Source organism: Streptomyces sp. NPDC051576, assembly GCF_040681835.1.
Lineage (GTDB): Bacteria > Actinomycetota > Actinomycetes > Streptomycetales > Streptomycetaceae > Streptomyces.
In genome coordinates this window covers 74,285-94,174 of the sequence record NZ_JBFAZO010000006.1, presented here as the reverse complement: position 1 = coordinate 94,174, position 19,890 = coordinate 74,285, and the positions used below count along the sequence as shown (strand labels likewise).

Annotated in this window: 19 protein-coding genes; 10 read left to right on the top strand and 9 right to left on the bottom strand. The window is 68.4% G+C overall.

All coding sequences use genetic code 11. The features are described 5' to 3' along the window. The gene (locus AB0M63_RS21105) at positions 1 to 984 is read right to left on the bottom strand and encodes an SCO2522 family protein (protein WP_355914012.1); all 984 of its coding nucleotides are present in this window, start codon (positions 982 to 984) and stop codon (positions 1 to 3) included. Positions 985 to 1,138: 154 nt separating this feature from the next. On the opposite strand from AB0M63_RS21105, the gene AB0M63_RS21100 reads away from it, so the two are divergent. Beyond that, positions 1,139 to 2,356, top strand: coding sequence for a GNAT family N-acetyltransferase (locus AB0M63_RS21100; RefSeq protein WP_366020434.1), 1,218 nt, complete (start codon positions 1,139 to 1,141; stop codon positions 2,354 to 2,356). Positions 2,357 to 2,371: 15 nt separating this feature from the next. Here AB0M63_RS21100 and AB0M63_RS21095 read toward each other — a convergent pair whose 3' ends face one another. From AB0M63_RS21095 to AB0M63_RS21080, 4 genes are all read right to left on the bottom strand, one after another. Then, entirely contained in the window at positions 2,372 to 3,316 is a 945-nt protein-coding gene (locus AB0M63_RS21095; protein ID WP_355914380.1) for an FAD-dependent oxidoreductase, read from the bottom strand. Positions 3,317 to 3,448: 132 nt separating this feature from the next. Continuing rightward, positions 3,449 to 4,366 carry an SCO2523 family variant P-loop protein gene (locus tag AB0M63_RS21090; RefSeq protein ID WP_355914006.1) on the bottom strand — a complete coding sequence of 306 codons (918 nt, stop codon included), beginning with the start codon at positions 4,364 to 4,366 and terminating at the stop codon, positions 3,449 to 3,451. Positions 4,367 to 4,369: 3 nt separating this feature from the next. Next, the gene (locus AB0M63_RS21085) at positions 4,370 to 6,211 is read right to left on the bottom strand and encodes an SCO2524 family protein (protein ID WP_366020433.1); all 1,842 of its coding nucleotides are present in this window, start codon (positions 6,209 to 6,211) and stop codon (positions 4,370 to 4,372) included. 10 nt (positions 6,212 to 6,221) lie between these two features. Next, on the bottom strand, positions 6,222 to 6,986 hold the full coding sequence (locus AB0M63_RS21080; protein ID WP_366020432.1) for an SCO2525 family SAM-dependent methyltransferase: 765 nt from the start codon (positions 6,984 to 6,986) through the stop codon (positions 6,222 to 6,224). A gap of 687 nt (positions 6,987 to 7,673) precedes the next feature. Here AB0M63_RS21080 and AB0M63_RS21075 point away from each other — a divergent pair. Both AB0M63_RS21075 and AB0M63_RS21070 read left to right on the top strand, forming a co-directional pair. After that, positions 7,674 to 7,979 carry a hypothetical protein gene (locus tag AB0M63_RS21075; RefSeq protein ID WP_366020431.1) on the top strand — a complete coding sequence of 102 codons (306 nt, stop codon included), beginning with the start codon at positions 7,674 to 7,676 and terminating at the stop codon, positions 7,977 to 7,979. 14 nt (positions 7,980 to 7,993) lie between these two features. Beyond that, complete coding sequence (locus tag AB0M63_RS21070; protein WP_355923400.1) at positions 7,994 to 8,170, top strand: hypothetical protein; 177 nt, start codon at positions 7,994 to 7,996, stop codon at positions 8,168 to 8,170. Between the two features lie 143 nt (positions 8,171 to 8,313). Here the strand turns inward: AB0M63_RS21070 and AB0M63_RS21065 are convergent, their stop codons facing one another. Continuing rightward, complete coding sequence (locus AB0M63_RS21065) at positions 8,314 to 9,456, bottom strand: abortive phage infection protein (protein WP_366020430.1); 1,143 nt, start codon at positions 9,454 to 9,456, stop codon at positions 8,314 to 8,316. Positions 9,457 to 9,674: 218 nt separating this feature from the next. Here AB0M63_RS21065 and bla point away from each other — a divergent pair, with 218 nt between their 5' ends. Continuing rightward, a complete protein-coding gene (bla, locus tag AB0M63_RS21060) occupies positions 9,675 to 10,568 on the top strand; it encodes a class A beta-lactamase (protein ID WP_366020429.1) in 894 nt (297 codons plus the stop codon). Here the strand turns inward: bla and AB0M63_RS21055 are convergent. After that, positions 10,565 to 11,326, bottom strand: coding sequence for a helix-turn-helix transcriptional regulator (locus AB0M63_RS21055; protein ID WP_366020428.1), 762 nt, complete (start codon positions 11,324 to 11,326; stop codon positions 10,565 to 10,567). The genes bla and AB0M63_RS21055 overlap by 4 nt on opposite strands. Before the next feature lie 55 nt (positions 11,327 to 11,381). Here AB0M63_RS21055 and AB0M63_RS21050 point away from each other — a divergent pair, with 55 nt between their 5' ends. Then, a complete protein-coding gene (locus AB0M63_RS21050) occupies positions 11,382 to 11,954 on the top strand; it encodes a class I SAM-dependent methyltransferase (protein WP_355923406.1) in 573 nt (190 codons plus the stop codon). On the opposite strand, the gene AB0M63_RS21045 is transcribed toward AB0M63_RS21050, so the two are convergent. Both AB0M63_RS21045 and AB0M63_RS21040 read right to left on the bottom strand, forming a co-directional pair. Further along, the gene (locus tag AB0M63_RS21045; protein ID WP_366020427.1) at positions 11,928 to 12,389 is read right to left on the bottom strand and encodes a protein-tyrosine phosphatase family protein; all 462 of its coding nucleotides are present in this window, start codon (positions 12,387 to 12,389) and stop codon (positions 11,928 to 11,930) included. The two genes, AB0M63_RS21050 and AB0M63_RS21045, sit on opposite strands and share 27 nt — an antisense overlap. Positions 12,390 to 12,412: 23 nt before the next feature. Further along, the gene (locus AB0M63_RS21040; protein WP_355923410.1) at positions 12,413 to 13,126 is read right to left on the bottom strand and encodes a FadR/GntR family transcriptional regulator; all 714 of its coding nucleotides are present in this window, start codon (positions 13,124 to 13,126) and stop codon (positions 12,413 to 12,415) included. Between the two features lie 212 nt (positions 13,127 to 13,338). On the opposite strand from AB0M63_RS21040, the gene AB0M63_RS21035 reads away from it, so the two are divergent. The 5 genes from AB0M63_RS21035 to AB0M63_RS21015 are packed head-to-tail and all read left to right on the top strand — an operon-like array spanning position 13,339 to position 19,887. Then, the gene (locus AB0M63_RS21035) at positions 13,339 to 14,973 is read left to right on the top strand and encodes an ABC transporter substrate-binding protein (RefSeq protein ID WP_366020426.1); all 1,635 of its coding nucleotides are present in this window, start codon (positions 13,339 to 13,341) and stop codon (positions 14,971 to 14,973) included. A gap of 18 nt (positions 14,974 to 14,991) precedes the next feature. After that, positions 14,992 to 15,951: an ABC transporter permease gene (locus tag AB0M63_RS21030; protein WP_355923414.1), complete on the top strand. Its 960-nt coding sequence runs from the start codon at positions 14,992 to 14,994 to the stop codon at positions 15,949 to 15,951. Then, a complete protein-coding gene (locus AB0M63_RS21025) occupies positions 15,951 to 17,939 on the top strand; it encodes a dipeptide/oligopeptide/nickel ABC transporter permease/ATP-binding protein (RefSeq protein WP_366020425.1) in 1,989 nt (662 codons plus the stop codon). The genes AB0M63_RS21030 and AB0M63_RS21025 overlap by 1 nt, the downstream gene beginning before the upstream one ends. Further along, a complete protein-coding gene (locus tag AB0M63_RS21020; RefSeq protein ID WP_366020424.1) occupies positions 17,936 to 18,955 on the top strand; it encodes an ABC transporter ATP-binding protein in 1,020 nt (339 codons plus the stop codon). The genes AB0M63_RS21025 and AB0M63_RS21020 overlap by 4 nt, the downstream gene beginning before the upstream one ends. Next, positions 18,952 to 19,887 carry a dihydrodipicolinate synthase family protein gene (locus AB0M63_RS21015; RefSeq protein ID WP_355923420.1) on the top strand — a complete coding sequence of 312 codons (936 nt, stop codon included), beginning with the start codon at positions 18,952 to 18,954 and terminating at the stop codon, positions 19,885 to 19,887. Before AB0M63_RS21020 ends, AB0M63_RS21015 begins: the two co-directional genes overlap by 4 nt. Positions 19,888 to 19,890: the final 3 nt, after the last annotated feature.

The following is a 19,890-nucleotide window of genomic DNA, read 5'->3' as shown; positions in this document are numbered from 1 at the left end:
TCAAGTCCCGTCGGGTGAGGCGGGGTTGGCGGGCTCCTCGTAGAAGACGTAGGTGGCGCGCTGCGCCACCGCCTCCGGCACCGCGACGCCTTCGCCCGCGGAACGCTTGGCGACCTGTGCGAGTGCCTCGGAGTCGACGTCGACCTGGTCGAGGATGAGCCGTACGGCGTCCTCGACGGCGAGGAACCGGTTCGCCATCAGCGTGCAGGTGCGGTAGGCGCTGAAGGCGACCTTGGAGTCGTTGAGCTTGAGCAACGGCGGCAGCCGGTCCCAGTCGCGCGGGAAGTCCCCGCCGGTCCAGGGCTTGGGGACCAGCACGGGTTCGCCGAGATGCCGTAGCAGACCCAGGCGGGCCAACTGCCATACGGCGGCCAGGAACGGGCAGGACCACAGGCGGCCCTTGTCCGTCTCGGACCACAGCTCGACGTCCATGAAGACCGAGTGGTTGCGGGCCGCGGTCTCCTGGGGCGGCTGCCAGGTGACGATCTCGGCGAGGGCGCTGCGGGTGGGCGTGGTGCGCAGGCCGTTGGCGAGCCAGCCGGTCTGGCTGACCGGCGGGCGGGAGCCGTGGCTGCCCGGCGGCGGTGATTCCACGAGGCGGTGCATGACGGACTCGGCCAGCTCGATCCGGTCGGCGACCGCGCAGCCCGACTCGCGGGCCAGGTAGTCGATGACGAGTCCGGCCCTCTCGGCCTCTTCGAGGACCAGCGGGATGAGTTCGGCGGGGGTGGAGAAGCGGGTGAAGTAGTCGTCGATCAGGAAGCAGGTGCTGATGCGGGGGCGTTTGCCGCCGATCCGGCGGGCGGTGGCGGCGCGGGCCGCCTCCACCCAGATCCGTACCTCGGCGAAGTGCTCGCGCAGCCGCTCGGGGCCGGCCTCGAAGTCCTCCATGTAGAGGTGGCCCAGCTCCAGTGAGAGATGGGCCAGCGGCACGGACTGAGTACGCAACTCCCCAGTGGTCTCCCTGAACACAGACTCCGTCATGCTGTCTCCACTCCGTGTGGTGGAACTTACAGATTGCGAAATCGCCACGGTCGTTGTACCTCAACTGTACCTGTGCGACGTGAAGTTGATCTGTAGGATTCAGCGACCGGCAACCACACGACGCCGGATGTTGAGCTGAACGAAACGGATGGACATGGCTAATTGGCCCACCCGGTCGGCATCCGCGGCTGACCTCACCGCGTTGCGCTCACTACTGACCGATTCTTGTGAACCGGCGATCATTCCGTCGCTGGCGCTCCTCGCCGACGCCATTGACCGCGACCTGGTTCGGGTAGCCGAATCATCAGGTGAATTGGTCGGGTGCATCGCCACGGAAATCCCCTCGTCGGAACACGTGCGGATTTCGGTGATCGCGGTTCGCGAGCAAATGCGCCGCCAGGGTATAGCCAAGCAGCTACTGACCGAGGCGGTGATGAGAACTCCCCGGAAATCAAGCGAACCGCCCCTCATATCCGCCATGGTGAGGACGGAGCAACTGGAGGTTGCTCATCTCCTGCTGGCCTGCCACTTCAAGGGAACCCGGGTCATGCGTGTCGGCGGGACACGCGGCGCTCTCCACATCCACTATCAATACAGATCCCGCGCGGAGTACATGGATCCGGACGCCCGTCACCTTGTCCCTGTCGTCGCCCATACGCAACTCGCGGAGAGCCTGTCGCCTGCCGACCACGCCGTGACAGGACTAGTAATGCTGGGGGGTGAACCCGCTTTTGAAGTCGCCCGGTTCGAGCAGGACGACCCCGCGACCCTCCAGTCCGGGGAAGCCGCAGCCGGCATAGCTTTCTCCGGTTCAATACTCGCCGCCATCACATTCCTACTGGGTTTCGCATTCTCGTCGACCCGATTCCCCGACGACGTGCGACTGCTCCTCATCGGGGCGACGTTCAGCACCGTGCTCTCCCTGATCATCTATGCGAGCGCATCCGGCGAACTCGCTCGGATCCGCTCGAACTCATTCGGCAAGATAATGAAGTGGGGAAACGTGCTCTCGGAGTACGGCGGCGTGTTTCCCTTCCTGATCTCACTCCCCGTCACTTACGCACAGGCCAGCAGTGATCGTTGGACAACCATGATCCTCGCCATCGTATTCAGCTTTGCGATCGCCTGGTATGAGAATTCCGAGTTCTCCATCGCCCACCGATTTCGACGAAGTCGGTTCGAGCTATCCCTGATCGTGCTCACGGCCGCTTCACCAGCGGTCGGTGCGGCGCTGGTGACGGCGGATGTCACCAGCTGGCCGTGGAGCACCGTCTTGATCGCCACACTTGCGGCCCGTACCTGGCTGTACCTCTTCCGCAGAGGCGCGGAGTCCGACATCGCGGAGCGCCGGCAATGGCAGCTCAAGGAGTAGCTCGCGCAGCGCGGGTCAGGGAGCGGACCACATCATCGCAAGTACCCGCTCGACGATCTCGCGGGCACACCCCCAGGACAGGGTCAGTCCGGCTCCGCCGTGGCCGTAGTTGTGCAGCAGCAGCGTGTCCTCGTGCCACTCATACGTAAGCCGGACCCGGCCCCGAACCGGCCGTAGCCCCACCCGATGCTCGATCACCCGGGCTCCGGCGATCGACGGCTCGACGGCGGCGCAGCGCCGGATGATCTCCTGGGCGTCGCCCTCGTCGGGCCGCAGTTCCCAGACGCCCCGCTCCGCTGTTCCTCCAAGGACCACGACGTCGGTGTGCGGATAGATGTAGGTGAGGTCCTCGGCCCCAAGGGTGTCGTCGCAAAAGAAGGTGTGGATGCCGGGGTTCTCCACCACAACGAGCTGGCCTCGCACCGCGTCGACCGATTCATCGCCTGCCAGGAACCGGGCTTCGGCCCCCGAGCAGTTGACGATGACCGACGCCTCCCCACACGCCTCGTCGAGCGTCTCGTAATGGTGACGACGCATAGATCCGCCAGCCTGCTCAAGCCGTCGGGCGAGGTAACGAAGGTACCGAGGCATGTCAACGACGGGGGCGCGGTATCGCCATCCGGCCACGAACCCACGTCGAAGGTCGTCCGGCGAGCACATACGCGCATCCACCAGACTGCCCCAGACCGGCATGTCACGGGGGACCCTTGATTCCTGGGTCCCCTCCACAAGCCTGATTCCGGTTTCCGCCTCCGCGCTCAGCATCGTCAATTCCGACAGCGTCTCCCGACCCCATCGCTCGACCAAGTCACTGGGTTCGGCCAGGTACGGGTCCCACATCGCACCGGCAGCCGCCGAAGTCGTCGCGCCGGGGCGCTGGGCAGTGTCCACCCGAACCTCAATGCCGGACTCCGCCAGGCACACTGCCGTAGTGAGCCCTGAGACTCCTGCACCGATCACCACAGCACTGGCCGACACTGCTTCGCCTCCGTGGTCCGGATCTATCAGGCGCCCGGGCTCGGGCAACGTTGTCACCAGAACCGACACTATCCGAGTCGCCGTAAGTCCACCTGTACAGCATTCGGCTGGCTACTATGCCCCCTCCCAGTACTTGTCGTCGGTCAGTCGTGCGGCCAGATCGTTCAGCGCCTTCCAGATCTCCATGGTGGCAATCTGACTGTCGAGCACGTCCTCATCGGTGATGAGTTGCTCACGCCACTGCAGGACCGGTTCGAGCGGCACCGAGCCGAGCACCTGGCTGTGTCCGATGCCGTGGTGCGAGGCGAGCTGCTTCAGCTCGGTGTCGCACTGGGCCATCCACGCCGACTGGGTGGGCGTGGCCTGCGACCACAGTGCAGAGTCGGGATCGGGTACGGCGGCCGGGACGAAGCGGATCGCGTCGCGCAGCACGTCCTCCTGGTGGCCACGGGCGACGCCGCCGGCGAGGATGCCGCGCTTGCCGTAGACCAGGCTCGCCGCGGCCTCGACGTGCTGGCGGGTCCAGCGGTGGAAGACCAGCCAGCGGGCCAGGACACCGCTCATCGAGCGCTGCGAGGTGGCCGCCAGCGCCATGTCGACGGCGTAGCTGCGGCCGGCGCTGAGGTCGACGACGATCAGGTCGAACTCGCTGTTGAGGCGCAGCAGCAGGTCCACGCAGCGGCGCAGATTGTCCCCGGAGGTGGCGAACTCGCCGCCGCTGAGGTCACCCGGCATCAGGATCAGCCGGCCCGCGCCGGGCGGCTGGTTGCGCAGCACCCGGTGTTCGGTGTCCGCCCAGACGTCGATCCTGACCGGTTCGCTGATCTCGCCTATCAGGTAGGAGTGCAGTCCGCGGTCCTCGGCGGCCTGGCGGGCCTCGGGCACGTCGAAGACGGCGGAGGCGGTGGGCGAGCCGAAGTCGAAGTCCAGATAGCAGACGTCGTCCCCCATCAGCGCCCGCTGGTAGGCGAGGTTGGCGCTGGTGACGGAGCGGCCCGTGCCTCCCTTGTCGGAGGCCGCGAAGATCAGCACGGGTCACACTCCCTGGACCGCGGCGGCTTCGCGGGCCCGGGCGAGCGCGTCGAGCTGTCCCAGTACGTCGAGCGTCAACGAGTAGGCGGTGCCCGGCTGTTCGTCGACGAGCAAGCGGGCGCGGCGCAACTTGACTTCGATGCCGCGCAGTTGCATGCCGTGCTGTCCATCGGATTTGGGCGCCGGAAACATCTGCTCGACGCCGAGAAGATGGGTGGACTCGCTGATCAATGCCTTTGCCAGTTCGGTGAGTTCAAGGCTGCGGATCGGCGGCTGCAAGTACATGCTGTGGACCTGGACCATCACCTCGGTGACCCGCTCAGTGATGCTCCAGGACACCTGCGCCCCGGAGCAAGGTGATCCGGAATACACGCCTCGAAAGTTGTCCCACAGACCGAGACCCTCGCCATCTCTGATACGGCGCTGCCACACGTGGCTGAAGGCGTCCTCCGCAAGTCCGAGCAGCCGGCTGTGCGTACCAAGGTCGCGAGAGAGCGTGCACAGCTGGATGGTCCGCTTCAGCAACTGCGCCGAGAAGTCAGTCATCCTCCACTGCATGGGCGGCCCTGGCCGTCCGCTGCCTAGCAACGGCAAGGTAGCGCCGGGGTTGTGGAGCACCACCATCGGGTCGTCGCGCGTCATACGGCTGGTGATGCGACCGCGGTCGGCGAGGCGCTCCATGACGTCGACAATGCGGGCCAGGTCACCATCGGTGGCACGGCGCCGCATCAGGTCGTGGACGAGGATGGAAATGACAGAGAGGGAGAAGTACTCGGACTCCAGCCGCTGTCCCGTCGTACGCCAGGGGATGTCCTCCAGCGGCCAGCGGTCGCGGTCGAAGCGGGCGATGCGCGACCAGTACTGCTGGGTGATCTCCCAGCGCAGTCGCAGCGCCTCGGCGAGCTTCTGCTGTTCGGCGTTGAGCAGGCCCAGGGTCAGGGTGCGGTCCGAGAACAGGTCCTGGATGCCGTCGAGCGCGACCACGGTGAAGTAGAGGTACGGCACCGGGTTGGCGACGCCGGTGGGCTGCATCCCGATGGGTTCGTCGGTCTCCACCTCGGGCGCGTCCCGCACCAGGCTCCAGGCCCAGCCGCACTCGAAGAGCTGGCTCTCGTCCTTGAGCGCCTCCTGGACGTCGAGGCCGAGGATGAGGCTCTCGTTGATGGCGGCGCGCAGCGGCCTGAACCGCCGCTGGAATTTCTCCAGCACCTGACGCTGCGACAACTGCCCCTGGCCGAGGAGTTCGCAGAGGGTCCGGCCCTGGGAGGAGTCGCTGTCGTAGACGTTGACGGTGAAGGAGCGCAGCAGGCTCACCATGGCGGCGGTGAGCCGGTTGCTGGTCGCGATCTTCAGGTCGCGGATCATGTCCTGCATGTCACCGCAGCGGGTCTTGGACTCGTAGACCTTGAGGAAACCGAGCAGGGCCAGACAGAGAGTGATGGACATCGAGAACGAGTCGACGACGCCGAGTTGACGCTGTTCCTCGGTGAGGTCCTGCTCCTTGTCCCCGGCCAGGAAGTAGTAACCGCCCGCGAACGAAGGCCGTTGGTCGATCGCGTGGGTCTTCATGAACTCGGACGCGGCCGTGACGAGGTTGGCCGGAATCTCCAGCCGTCCGCCCGCCCGCTTCAGCGCCTGCTGGACGTCATCCTGCGTGGTGTCGGGGTCGTCCACCCGGAACCACGGCAGCTCCGTGGCCGGGTACAGAAGGCAGAGCAGGCGCTCTGCGTCGGCGACGCTGCTCTCTCCGCCCCAATCGCCCCATGTCCATTTCCCTTCATCGAAGGAGTGACGGGCGACTGCCTGCCAGATGTCCAGCAGATGCTGGCGCGGCTTGATCTGCATTCCATGCCCCTCAAACGGACCATGCTTTGTCCACCGACTCCCCACGCCAGCCCCAGGCGAGGAGCATTCCCGAATACCCGTCGCGCAGGCTGGCGGCAGATTTCAGCCGGTACACCATGAAGTCGTCAACGAATGGTTCGAGGCTCTCACGCACGTCCGATTCACCCACGTCACAGGCCGGGAAGAAATGCCGACCCGCGTGATAACCCCTTGAATGTTCCATGAAGCCGGCGGCGAACGGCGCCCCGGGGGCCAGGGCGCGCATGAAGCACTCCACACCCAACGAGAACTCCTGACGCGACGTGGTCATCGACTCGGCGACGAAGAACATGGTCCCCGCGGACCATCGGCCGTCGAACCGCCCAAGCTCGAAGATGCAGCCCTGCTCGACCTTGACGACCTTGCGGAATTGTTCACGCGGATCCACGACGCCGGAATCGTACACATCGTTCCTGCACAGGGCGTCCCAGTACCGGTCCCAGTTCGGATCGTAGAAGTCGACCTGACCCTCCAGGTATGCCACGTTCGCGGATGACCGCTCAAAGAGGGTGACCTCATCGCACCACTGGATCATGGAGAGCGCGGGGTAGAGGTTGGCACCCGCACCAACGTCGATACCCGAAACCGGGCCGACACCCCGCTTCCGGAAATGATCGCCGAAATGATCCCTGATGAGGTGCAGGATCTCCGCATCCTCTGGCTGTATGCCACGGTAGTTGTGATCAACATAGGCGATCGGGTCGAATGCACTCCAGGCGACATCTGCATTCTTCACTTGCCCCCCCCAAGATGCCACGATGATTGGCATACCGTACCAACATCGCAGGCGCGGTAAGTCCGCTACCCAAGATGTTCGGAACCATGCCTAAAAGATCAGAAAGAACAGGCTGTGCGCGTCCCACTCGCATCACTGTCAACACACACTTGATCTTCTTTCCGCAGATAACAGTGTGACGCCCCTTCCGGAGGAAAGCTTCCTCCTGTCGGCAATCGCACGACCCAGCCCTTTTCACCGACTGCATCTCCCGACCACTGACCGTGCGGGGTGTCACCAGCCGACCTGCCCCAACTGGTCGACATCCACAGCGACCGCACCCTTCGTCCTGGACAACAATAAGGGCCTGCTCGGCTAGGTACTGTTCGTCAACACCTCGGACGGCTATGCGAGTTGGATCATGAGCCTCGCCGTCATCCTGCGGCGGCAGGGGCGCGGACTGGACCGACGACTGATGGTGAAACCGACGCACGCCGCCACGATCACGCTGTACCGCTCGCTGGGCTTTCCGCCCATCGCGAGCGCATGGAAAAACACATACCTCGGCGCAAGTGCCCTTCGGCTTGCCTGGGGGTATGACTCACAACCCATCCCTGTCGGCATTGCCGCGACACGCGCGGGATCGCGCTCCTCGGCCTCGCGGACGCCGCGTACCGCATACGTCGGCCACTCATGATGTCCGCTCCGATGCGCATGGCCGGGCGGTGGCACGGGTGCTTCGACACGTTCAACGGTGTGGTGCTCATGGCGCTGGTCACGCTGCCGTTGGCGGCGCTGATGGTGTGGGCTCTGGCGCACCGTCGGCCGTGGCGGATGTCGCTGGCCGAGGTGGGCATGGTCCACGAGACAGTGCCGTTCATCTTGCTGACCATGATGCCGGGCGGCCACTCGGGTGCCGACACCCCTGTCGGGGAGAGCCTGGTGCCGCTGCGGGACCTGGTTGCGATGGGACCGGGCGAGATCGGCGGCACCTGTTGGTCTTCGCGGCGCTGAGGTTCTTCGCCCCGATGCGGTTCACGGCGCTGGCGTCCTTGCCGCGTGTCCTGGGGCTCGGTGCGGGCTGCTCGGTCCTGGTCGAGACCGCGGAGTACGTCCTGCGGCTGGACCGGGTGTCCTCCGTGGACGACGAGTTGGTCAACGCCATCGGCGCCACGTCGGCCGCGCTGACGTCGCGCCGCTGGTAGCGCATCACGACGCAGGAGTCGTCGGACCGTCCGCGCCGCACGCCGACACCGACCATCTGAGTCACGTGTCCGGTGTGCCCCTGTCCACGCGCACGTCGGCGTCATGTCATGCCGCCCGATCTCCAGACATACGTTCCCGCTCGTCACGGTCCGACTTCCTGGTATGCCCGGGCGTACCGGCGAGCCAACGCGGCGAAGGCCTCCTTCGGCTCCCAGTGCCACGGTGAACCCGGCTCCTCCGGGCGATCCTCGACGGTCTTGGTGATGGCGTAGCTCGCCATGTCGAGGTCGTGGCGCGGGTCGTCGGCGCGGTGCGGGGCGTCCGGGGTGACGAACTCGAAGGCCATCGCCGCGTAGAGGTTCATCGACTCGAAGACCTCCAACAGGTCCACCACGTAAGCCGCTTGGGTGTGTTCGCTGCGGGTCAGATGTCCCTTGATCTCCTGCGGGTTCTTGTCGTGGTCGACGACGTTCCAGCCCATGCCGGCCGTCTTCTCGGCTCCCTTGTACGCACAAGTGCCGAACTCGGTGATGGCCACCGGCTTGCCCCAGCGCTGGTAGCGGCGCAACTCCCTTACATAATCGGCCGGTTGACGGAAGTACGAGTAGTAGTCGATGCCCACGATGTCGAAGAGGTTCCAGTCGACCTTGTCGTCCTGGGCAGCCGCGTAGCCGAGGTGGCCGTGGAAGACGGAACGGCCCAGTGCCGCCGCCTTCTTGGTGAACGCGTCGAGCCTGCGCTGCATCCTGACCGGGTCGAAGGTGCCGTCGAGGAGGTTCCGCACCCGGTCCAGGACCGTCGTGCCCGGCACGATCCCCGGTACGAACAGCCAGAACTCGCAGCCCACACTGAAGTCGACGCTCGCGCCCTGCCGCCGGAGGCGTTCCGCGAACCGGCCGGTCTCCGCGAGGTGTTCGAGGATGTCCCGCTCCGGGACGTCGACCAGGGTGGGCTGGAGCCAGATGTGCAGGCCGAGTTCGGCGGCGTGGCCGGCGGTGGCGGTGAGGCGGTCGACCCCGTCGCCGGTGACGTCGACCGTGTCGGCGTGCAGTTCGTCGCGGATGGCGCGGAGGTCGGCGCGCATGCGGCGGGGGTTCCAGGCGGTGGCGGGGGTCTCGCCCTCGCCGACCGTGTAGACCACGCCGTGGTGACGCAGACCCCGTCGGCCGTCCGCCGCCCGCGTCCGCGCCGCGGCCTCCCCGGACGGCAGGAGTGCACCCGCCGTCCCGAGGGCCAGCGCCCCCGCCAGGAACCGCGCCCTGTTGATCCCCTGAGTGTTCGCCATGAGCCCACTGTGCCGATGCGCCTCCCGTGCCGGGGTCGCCCGATGGTCTACGGCGACGCAACCAAGGGATGAGGTCTCGCGTCGATCACTGGAGAGATCGTTGACGGAAACCGACCGGTCGTCGACGGAGACCGAACCGAATCTCATCGAAGCGAATCTCATCGAACCGAACGAAGGAGAGCGCGATCTCAGGCTCCGAACAGTCCTCTACGACCCCTGTGACCACCCGGCGTACCCTGCTCGCCGCCGGTGCCGCCACCGCCGCGACCGTGCTCGCCGGCGTCTCCCCCGCGCAGGCATCGGACGACACCGGCACCGCAACCGGCATCACGACCCGCCTCCGCGCCCTGGAGGAGCAACACAGCGCCCGTGTGGGCGTGTTCGCGCATCACCTCGGCACGAGGAGGACCGTCGCGCACCGCGCCGACGAACTGTTCCCGATGTGCTCGGTGTTCAAGACGCTCGCCGCCGCGGCCGTCCTGCGTGACCTGGACCGGCACGGCGAGGTCCTCTACAAGGTCGTGCACTACACGGAGGCCGATCTGGTCGACGGTTCCGACCAGACCCGGGCGCACCTGGCCGAGGGCATGACGGTCGAGCAGTTGGCGGACGTGGCGATCCGGTACAGCGACAACGGCGCGGGCAATCTGCTCCTGCGCGAACTCGGCGGCCCCACCGCGATCACCCGCTTCGCCCGCTCCCTCGGCGACCGGGTCACCCGGCTCGACCGCTGGGAGACCGAGCTGAACTCGGCCGAGCCGGACCGGATCACCGACACCACCAGCCCGCGCGCGATCGGTGGCCTGTACGGCCAACTGGTCCTCGGTGATGTGCTGCGCCGCCCCGACCGCGACCGGCTCACCACCTGGCTGCTCAACAACACGACGAGCGCCGCCCGTTTCCGCGCCGGGCTCCCCGCGACCTGGACGATCGCCGACAAGACGGGCAGCGGTGACTACGGCACCGCCAACGATGTCGGCATCGCCTGGACGGAGGCCGGGGACCCGGTGGTCCTCGCGGTCCTGACGACCAAGCCGACGCTGCCCGACGCGCCGTACGACAACCAACTGGTGGCGGACACGGCCGAGTTGGTGGCGGCCGCTCTCCGCTAGCGCGGGAAGTACTGCCGCGGTGTCACGCCGACCACGCGGTGGAACGCCGCCGTGAAGGAGCTCGCCGAGGCATACCCCACCCGCCGCGCCACGGACTCCACCGGCAGGCCCTCGGCGAGGTACGGCAGCGCGGCCTGCATGCGCAGCCGCTCCCGCCACTGTCCGAAGGCGAGGCCGGTCTCCGCGACGAAGAGCCGGGCCAACGTCCTGGCGCTGGCGCCGACTTGGCGGCCGTACTCGGCGAGGGGGCGGCCGTCGGCCGGGTGGGCCCGTAGCGCCTCGGCCACCGCGCGGGCCCGTGGGTCGCGGGGTTGGGGCACGGCCACGCTGGTCACCGGCACCGGACGCAGCTCGTCGAGCAGCACCAGCTCGGCACGTGAACGGACCTCCGGTGTCAGGTCCGTGCGGTCCAGGTGCTCGACGAGCGCCCGGAGCAGCGGGGTCATGGCGACGACCGTGGGGTCCCGCCAGTCGATGTGCGGGCAGCTCACCGGGTCGACGTACACACCGCGCATCACGGCGTCGCCCTCCGATCCCGTCGCGTGCGGGACGAGGGCGGGGATCCACAGGGCCAGCGCCGGTGGCAGCAGCCAGGTCCCCTGCTCGCTGCGGATTCTGAGCAACCCCCGTTCGGAACACAGGAGTTGGTGCACGGGATGCCAGTGTGTGGCGAAGAACGTCCCGCGCGGCATCGTGAACTGGCCGACGAGGATGGCCGTGTCGTGCCGGCGGCCCCGGTCCTGTCCGTTCCGCGACATGACACGGCAGCCTAGCCCGTGGCGGACAGCCGGCGGTGCCGCCTAGCGTCGACGTATGCCGATGAACCGAGCACACCGCAAGCTGTGCAGCTCAGAGGGATGGGCGCAGACGACGAAGGACCGCATCCTGCCCTGGGCCCTGGAACACGTGGAACTCGGCGCGGACGTACTGGAGATCGGCCCGGGCTACGGCGCCAACCTCCGTGTCCTCGTCGAAGAGGTCGATCACCTCACCGCCGCGGAGATCGACGCCGACACCGCCCGCCTGCTGCGGTCGAAGTGGGGCGACCGGGCCGAGATCCTGCACGCGGACGGCGCCGAACTGCCCTTGCGGGACGGGGCGTTCGACACGGTCGTCTGCTTCACGATGCTGCACCACGTCCCCACGGACGCCCACCAGGACCGCATCTTCGCCGAGGCGTTCCGCGTGCTGCGCCCCGGCGGCACGTTCGCCGGCAGCGACAGCCAGCCGAGCCTCCGCTTCCGGCTGCTGCACTTCCGGGACACGATGAACACCCTCGATCCGGCGACCCTTCCGGCCCGGCTGGAACGCGCCGGTTTCACGGACGTGGCGGTCGACCTCCACCCGGAGAGCGGCGGCCTACGCTTCCGTGCCCGCCGCGCCTGAGGACACCCCGAACCGTCGTACGTACCGCCGCTGCCACGGCGTCTCCACCGCATGCCGGTCGTAGTGCGCCCGCACATAGGCCACCGCCTCCTCCGCCGGCACCCCGTCCAGCACAGCCACACACGCGAGCGCCGTCCCCGTACGCCCCCGCCCACCCCTACAGGCAACCTCGACCCGCTCCACGGCGGCCCGCCGCCACACCTCAGTGAGAACGGCACGGGCGGTCGCGCGGTCGGCCGGGAGCCGGAAGTCCGGCCAGCGAATCCAGTCGGCTTCCCAAGGCACCTCGGCCGGCCGCCGGCCCAGGAGATACACGCCGTACGACGGGGTCGGCGCCCCGGGCGGGAGGGGGTGCCGCAGACCACGGCCTCTGATCAACCGCCCGGAGGGGAGCCGCAGGACACCGGGGTCGGTGGGGTTCCAGGTGTGGGTCACGGCGCCAGCGTAGGGGGCATCCCCTACCCCACCCCCCGAGACTCCTGCGCCGCCCTCGCCTCGATCCCCCGGAAGTGGTCCGCCATCGCCCGCTGCGCCCCCTCCACATCGCGGGCGCGCAGCGCGGTGACGATGTCGCGGTGGCGGCGGACGGTGATCCCGGGGGTCGGGTCGTCGGTCCAGCCGCGGGCTCCGGCGACGCGGCGGAACACCGTCCAGAAGGCGCCGAGGAGTTGGGGGACGAGTTCGTTGCCGAGGGAGGCGTAGAGCAACTCGTGGAATTCGCGGTCGAGTTCGGGGAAGGGGTGGCCCGCGCGGCCGGCTTCCTCCATCCGGGTCACCACCGCTTCCAGTCTGTCCAGTTCCGGCTCGGTGACGGTGGCGGCGACCCGATGAATCAGGCCTTCCTCCAGTACCTCGCGCACCTGGAGGACCTCGGCCAGGGCGTCCGCGTCGTCCTCGTGCCGGGTGAGGGTGCGGAAGGTGAGGCCGTCGACGAGCGGGGTCAGCGAGGCGCGGCCGACGTAGGTGCCGTAGCCGTGTCTGATCTCCACGATGTCGAGGGCCTGGAGCGCCTTGAGGGCCTCGCGGACGGAGTTTCTGCTGATGCCGAGGGCTTCCATCAGCTCTGCCTCGGTGGGCAGCGGCGCACCGGGCAGGAGCTTGCGGTCGAGGATCAGCTGGACGACCTCGCGCTGTATCCGACTGTTCCTTGGCTCCCCGGACATGCGCCGCATCGTAGCCGCACCGGACGTCCCACGTCCCATGTCTGACCTCGCCCGGCTCGGCAGAGGCGTCAACTTACGCCATTTCACGTGCCCTTCAAACTTCCATTGGTCCGACCTCTGACGGCTACGCCATTCGTGTGCGATGCCTTGACCACCCCCACGGCCGCTCCTATGGTCGCGCTGACCGCAGGACGTAGGACGTCGTACCTCCTGGAGTAACCATGCGCGAAGACGTGACCCAGAACGTGCCCGCGCTGCACCGCCGGGCGTTCCTCAAGTACTCCGGCGCGCTGGGCGCGGCGGCCGCGATCTCCTCGTCCCTGTCGGCCTGTTCGTCGGGGCCGCAGTCGACGAACGACACCGGCGGCGGGGGCACCGGCAAGAACCGCACCCTGACCGCGGTGATCGGCTACGGCAACGACGGAAGCTGGGACCCGACGCAGACCGCCTCCGCGTTCGGCATGGCCGGCAACAACCACATCTACGAGGGGCTGATCGACACCGATCCGATCACCCGGGCGCCGTACCCGGCACTGGCGACCGCCGTACCGAAGGACACCAGCGGCACCTCGTGGAAGTTCACGCTGCGGGCGGGCGCCAAGTTCCACGACGGGCACCCTGTGACCGCCGACGACGTGGTGTTCGTCTTCGACCGCATCCTCGACCCGAAGACGGCGACCCTCGCGCAGGGCTTCTTCGCGAGCTGGCTGAAGGAGGTCCGGAAGATCGACGCGCAGAACGTCGAGCTGGTCCTCAAGTTCCCCTTCCCCGAAGGGGTTTCACGCCTCACTCTCGCCAAGATCATGCCGAAGCACGTCTTCTCGAAGCCCGGCGCCTGGGACGACGCGATCAAGGGCAAGGCGGTCGGCTCGGGGCCGTACCGGATGACCGCGCACCACCCGAAGTCCAACACCACCTTCGCCGCGTTCGCCGACTACAACGGCCCCCGTCCGCCCGCCTTCAAGACGATGAACTGGCTGACCATCGTGGACGCGGCACCCCGCGTCGCCAAGATCTCCGGGTCGAGCGCGGGCGCGCAGATCGCCGACAACATCCCCTACGCCAACATCCAGCGGCTCCAGAGCGGCGGGCTGACCGTCGCGGGCGGCGCCGGGATGAACAACCTGTTCCTGATGTTCAACACCCAGCACAAACCCTTCGACGACGTACGGGTGCGGCAGGCGCTGCACTACGCGATCGACACCGACAAGATGGTCCAAGTCGCCCTGCGTGGGCACGGGAAGCCGTCCTCGTCCTTCCTCAACGAGGGCAACCCGACCTACCGGCGGGCGAAGACGGTCTACGACTACGACCCCGACAAGGCGAAGGCGCTGCTGAAGGCGGCAGGGGTCACCGGTCTGAAGGTCAACATCCTCGCGGTGAACGTGAGTTGGATCGTCGACTGCCTGCCGACCATCAAGGCGTCCTGGGACGCGATCGGTGTGAAGACGACCCTCTCCCCGCAGGAGACCACGGCCGTCTTCACCAAGATGGACCAGAAGCAGGACTACCAGGTCGTCGCGGCCGCCTCGAACCCCAACCAGTTCGGCCTCGACGCCGACCTGATCATGCACTACAACTACGGCCCCCAGAACCTGTGGATGGGCTACGCCCGTTGGGCCGGCAACTCGACCGCCAAGCAGCTCTTCAAGGACATGGACCAGGCGACGCAGGAGCCGGACGCGGCGAAGAAGAAGACGATGATCCAGGACTACATCGACATCGTCGCCGAGCAGGCCGTGCTCTACCCGGTCGTGCACAACGAGCTGATGACCGCCTGGGACCCGAGGAAGCTGACGGGGATAAGGGCACAGCCCTATCCCGGGATAAACGTCCTCCAGGCCAAGTGGGTCTAGCCGTACAGGAGTTGGCCCGTGATCACCGTCGTCAGGATTCTGGCCCGCCGTGTCGCCCTGCTCGTACCGCTGATGCTCGGCATCGTGCTGTTCGTGTTCGTGGTGATGCGCTTCTCGGACGTCGACCCGGCATCGGCGTTCTTCCAGGGCGCCAACCCGACCCCGCAGCAACTGCACGACTTCCGCGAGCGGAACGGCCTGCTGGATCCGCTGCCCCTGCGCTACGTCCACTTCGTGGGTTCGCTGCTCCACGGTGACATGGGCACCAGCGCGCTGACCCGGGCGCCGGTCGTCGACCAGGTCACCACCGCGCTGCCGCTGACCCTCCAACTCACCTTCCTGGGGCTGGGGATCGCGGTGGTGCTGTCGCTGCTCGGCGGGGTGACGGCGGCCATCTACCGGGACCGGCTGCCCGACCAGATCATCCGGGTGGTGTCGCTGACCGGGGTCGCCGCGCCCGGCTTCTGGCTGGCGCTGCTGATGATCCAGTACCTGGCCGTCGACCGGGGCTGGTTCCCGACCGGCGGCTACATCAACCCGGCGGACTCCCTCACCGGCTGGCTCAAGACGATGGCGCTTCCGGCGCTCGCGCTGTCGCTCCCGGTGGCGGCCCAACTCACGCGCATCGTAAGGACGTCGGTGGTCGAGGAGCTGGACAAGGACTACGTACGGACCGCGATCGGCAGCGGGCTGCCGCCCCGGGTGGTGGTCGGCCGGAACGTGCTTCGCAACGCGCTGATGAACCCGCTCACCGTGCTGGGCCTGCGCGTCGGATACCTGCTCGGCGGCGCCGTCGTCATCGAGACCATCTTCTCCCTCCCCGGGATGGGCAAGCTGATGATCGACGCCGTGCAGAACGGCGACCCGGCCGTCGTCCAGGGCGTGGTGCTCACGACGGCGACCGGGTTCGTCGTGGTGAACCTGGTCATCGACATCCTCTATCTGCTGGTCAACCCGCGCCTGAGGGATGCTTCCTGATGTTCACTCAGTTCTCCCGCAAGGGCCTTGCCGAGACCCTGTCCCGGCCCGGCATCCGGCTGCGCGGCTGGCGCCGGCTGCCGCTGCTGTCGAGGGTCGCGGTGTGCTTCCTGGCGGTCGTGGTTCTGGTGGCCCTCTTCGCGCCGCTGCTCGCGCCCGACGATCCGCTGGACCAGCAGCTCCCCGTGGACGGCACCGGGCACCCGTCCGCCGACCACTGGATGGGGCAGGACAGCCTCGGCCGGGACATCCTCAGCAGGCTGATGTACGGGGCCCGTTGGTCCCTCGCGATCGGGCTGGGGGCGACAGCGCTGGCCCTCGTCGTCGGTGCGCTGATCGGCGCGGTCGCCGCGACCTCCCGCAAGGGCGTGGACGAGACGCTGATGCGCTGCCTGGACGTGGTGATGGCGTTCCCCGGCATCGCGCTGGCCGCCGTCCTGGTCGCGGTGTTCGGCGGCGGGATCACCGTGCTGATCTGCGCCATCGCGTTCCTGTTCACGCCGCCGGTGGCAAGGGTCGTACGGGCCAACGTACTTGGCCAGTACGGCGAGGACTACGTCACCGCCGAGCGGGTGATCGGCGCCCGCACCCCGCACATCGTGGCGAGGCACGTGGCCGTCAACTGCGCAGCTCCGATCCTGGTGTTCTGTACCGTGCAGGTCGCCGAGGCGATCGTCTTCGAAGCGTCGCTGTCGTTCATCGGCGCGGGCGTACGGCCCCCGGACCCGTCCTGGGGCAGTGTCATCGCGGACGGCAAGAACATGGTGCTGACCGGGGGCTGGTGGGCGACCGTCTTCCCCGGTCTGCTGATGCTGATCACCGTGCTGTCGCTGAACATACTGTCCGAGGGAGTCTCCGACGCCTGGGCGGCCCCCGCCCCGCGCGAGGTGGACGTACGGCACGACGACGACCCGCTCGACGCCCCGGAGCCCGGCAGCGGCGAGGTGCTCCCGCTGCCCGGTCTGACGGAGGCGGCGCTCCGACTCCGGTCCCGTGCACGGCCGTTGCCCGACCCGAACGGGCAGCCGGTGCTGGCGGTCGAGAACCTCGCCATCGGCTTCGAGGGCCGGCATCAGGGCGTGGACATCGTCGACGGCATCAGCTTCGAGGTGCGGCCGGGCGAAGTCCTGGGCCTGGTCGGCGAGTCGGGCTGCGGCAAGTCGCTGACCGCGCTCGCGGTGATGGGCCTGGAGCCGAAGGGCGCCCGGGTGCGCGGCCATGTCCGGTTCAACCAGCGGCAGTTGGTGGGCGAGCCGATGCGCGTCCGGCGCAAACTGCTCGGCCACGAGATGGCGATGGTGTACCAGGACGCGCTGTCGTCCCTGAACCCTGCGATGACGATCCGCGCCCAGCTCAAGCAGGTGATACGGCGCGGTGGCCGGCGTGGCACGGGCGAGCTGCTGACGATGGTCGGCCTCGATCCCGAACGCACCCTGCGCAGCTACCCGCACGAACTCTCCGGCGGCCAGCGCCAGCGCGTCCTGATCGCCATGGCCCTCTCCCGCGACCCCAAGCTGATCGTCGCCGACGAACCGACGACCGCCCTGGACGTCACCGTGCAGGCCCAGGTCATAGAGCTACTGCTGCGGCTGCGCGAGGAGTTGGGCTTCGCGCTCGTCCTCGTCAGCCACGACCTGGCGCTGATCGCCGACGTCACCGACCGGGTGGTGGTGATGTACGGCGGACAGATCGTGGAGACGGGCGTGACCGCCGACCTGGTGGAGTCACCGGCCCACCACTACACGCGCGGCCTCCTCGGCAGCGTGCTGTCCCTGGAATCGGCGGCCGAGCGGATGACCCAGATCAAGGGCGTCGTCCCCTCCCCCGCCGACTTCCCGGCCGGCTGCCGCTTCGCCGACCGCTGCCCGCTGGCCGGCGACCTCTGCCGTACGACCGCCCCGGACCTGGTCGGCCCGCGCACCCACACGGCGGCCTGCCACCACCCGGCGATCGACCTGCTGACGACGGAGAGCGAGACGGTGTCATGAGCGCGCTGGTCGAACTCTCCGACGCCCATGTCGTCCACAAGGCGCGCAGCGGCGGCCTGTTCACCCGCGACCGGGTCTACGCCCTGACCGGCGCCGACCTCACCATCGCGCCCGGCGAGACGGTCGGCGTGGTCGGCGAGTCCGGCTGCGGGAAGTCCACGCTGGCGAAGGTGCTGGTGGGCGTGCAGCGGCCGACGTCCGGCGCGGTGTCGTTCCGGGGCCGCGACCTGTGGACGATGCCGGACGGCGAACGCCGGACCGCCGTGGGCACCGGCATCGGCATGATCTTCCAGGACCCGTCCACCGCACTGAACCGCCGCCTGACGATCCGTCAGATACTGCGCGACCCGCTCGATGTGCACAGCCGTGGCACCCGGGCCGAACGGGAGGACCGGGTGCGGGAGTTGATGTCCCTGGTCGGTCTCCCCCGCGCCCTCGCGGACGGCCTCCCGGGCCAGCTCTCCGGCGGTCAGCGCCAACGCGTCGCGATCGCGCGGGCGTTGGCCCTCGACCCCGACCTCGTCGTCGCCGACGAGCCGACCAGCGCCCTGGACGTCTCGGTCCGGGCCCAGATCCTCAACCTCCTCCTCGATCTGAAGGAACGCCTGGGCCTGGCCCTGGTGTTCGTGTCCCACGACATCCAGACGGTGCGGCGGATGAGCGACCGCGTGATCACCATGTACCTGGGCCGGATCGTCGAGGAGACCCCGGCCGACCAGGTCACCGACCGGGCGCGGCACCCGTACACCCGGGCCCTGTTCTCGGCGACACCGGGCCTGCTGCACCCGATCGACCCGATCCCGCTGGTCGGTCCTGTGCCGTCGGCGACACGTCCGCCGAGCGGGTGCCCGTTCCGTACCCGGTGCTGGAAGGCGGACGAGGTGTGCGCTTCCGCCATGCCGGACTTTTCACCCGCGTCGACGCCGGAACATCGCTACCGCTGCCACCATCCTGTGGAGGAGGACCTTTCCACCCGCGATCTCGTTCGCCAGAGCCTCCCGAGGGAGCCTTCATGACCTTCCCCGCCCCGCTGACCGGTGTCGTACCGCCCGTCTGCACGCCCTTGACACCGGACCGCGAGGTGGACGTCCGCTCGCTCCTCAGGCTCGTCGACCATCTGGTGGAGGCCGGGGTGCACGGGCTGTTCCTGCTCGGCTCGACCTCGGAGGCGGCGTATCTGACGGACCGGCAGCGCCGGTACACCGTGGAGACGGTCGTCGGCCATGTGGGCGGTCAACTCCCGGTGCTGGCCGGGGCGATCGACATGACGACGCCCCGGGTGCGTGACCACGTCACCGCCGTGACGGACGCCGGCGCGGACGCGGTGGTGGTGACCGCGCCCTTCTACACCCACACCCACCCCGCCGAGATCGCCCGGCACTACCGCCTGGTCGCCGCCGCGTCACCGGTCCCCGTCGTCGCCTACGACCTCCCCGCCTCCGTCCACAGCAAGCTGCCCGCCGACCTCGTCCTCGAACTCGCCGCCGACGGTGTCCTCGCCGGCCTCAAGGACTCCAGCGGCGACCTCGGCGGCTTCCGCCGGGTCGTCACCGGCGCCCGGGTCCACCCCGGCATCACCGGCTTCAGCGTGCTGACCGGTTCCGAGGTGTTCGTCGACTCGGCGCTCGCGCTGGGCGCGGACGGGGCGGTGCCCGGTCTCGCCAACGTCGACCCGCACGGGTACGTCCGCCTCGACGCGCTGTGCCGGGCCGGGGACTGGGAGCGCGCCCGGGCCGAACAGGAGCGCCTGTGCGCGCTGTTCGGGCTGGTCGGTGTCGGCGACCCGGCGCGGATGGGCGGCAGTTCGTCGGCGCTGGGGGCGTTCAAGGCGGCGCTGCATCTGCGGGGGATCATCGAGTGCGCGGCGACCGCGGAGCCCCAAGTGCCGTTGTCCGCCGACGAGGTGGGGCAGGTGGGGAAGTTCCTGGCGGCGGCCGGGCTGCTGTGACCG

Bases quoted from the DNA above. Each gene is read 5' to 3' on its own strand.
- AB0M63_RS21100 (WP_366020434.1), top strand. From the start codon at position 1,139: ATGGCTAATTGGCCCACCCGGTCGGCATCCGCGGCTGACCTCACCGCG.
- AB0M63_RS21070 (WP_355923400.1), top strand. From the start codon at position 7,994: ATGCGGTTCACGGCGCTGGCGTCCTTGCCGCGTGTCCTGGGGCTCGGT.
- AB0M63_RS21020 (WP_366020424.1), top strand. From the start codon at position 17,936: ATGAGCGCGCTGGTCGAACTCTCCGACGCCCATGTCGTCCACAAGGCG.
- AB0M63_RS21025 (WP_366020425.1), top strand. From the start codon at position 15,951: ATGTTCACTCAGTTCTCCCGCAAGGGCCTTGCCGAGACCCTGTCCCGG.
- AB0M63_RS21085 (WP_366020433.1), bottom strand. From the start codon at position 6,211: ATGCAGATCAAGCCGCGCCAGCATCTGCTGGACATCTGGCAGGCAGTC.
- AB0M63_RS21040 (WP_355923410.1), bottom strand. From the start codon at position 13,126: ATGCGGCGCATGTCCGGGGAGCCAAGGAACAGTCGGATACAGCGCGAG.
- AB0M63_RS21075 (WP_366020431.1), top strand. From the start codon at position 7,674: ATGCGCATGGCCGGGCGGTGGCACGGGTGCTTCGACACGTTCAACGGT.
- AB0M63_RS21105 (WP_355914012.1), bottom strand. From the start codon at position 984: ATGACGGAGTCTGTGTTCAGGGAGACCACTGGGGAGTTGCGTACTCAG.
- AB0M63_RS21050 (WP_355923406.1), top strand. From the start codon at position 11,382: ATGCCGATGAACCGAGCACACCGCAAGCTGTGCAGCTCAGAGGGATGG.
- AB0M63_RS21065 (WP_366020430.1), bottom strand. From the start codon at position 9,456: ATGGCGAACACTCAGGGGATCAACAGGGCGCGGTTCCTGGCGGGGGCG.
- AB0M63_RS21015 (WP_355923420.1), top strand. From the start codon at position 18,952: ATGACCTTCCCCGCCCCGCTGACCGGTGTCGTACCGCCCGTCTGCACG.
- AB0M63_RS21035 (WP_366020426.1), top strand. From the start codon at position 13,339: ATGCGCGAAGACGTGACCCAGAACGTGCCCGCGCTGCACCGCCGGGCG.
- AB0M63_RS21055 (WP_366020428.1), bottom strand. From the start codon at position 11,326: ATGTCGCGGAACGGACAGGACCGGGGCCGCCGGCACGACACGGCCATC.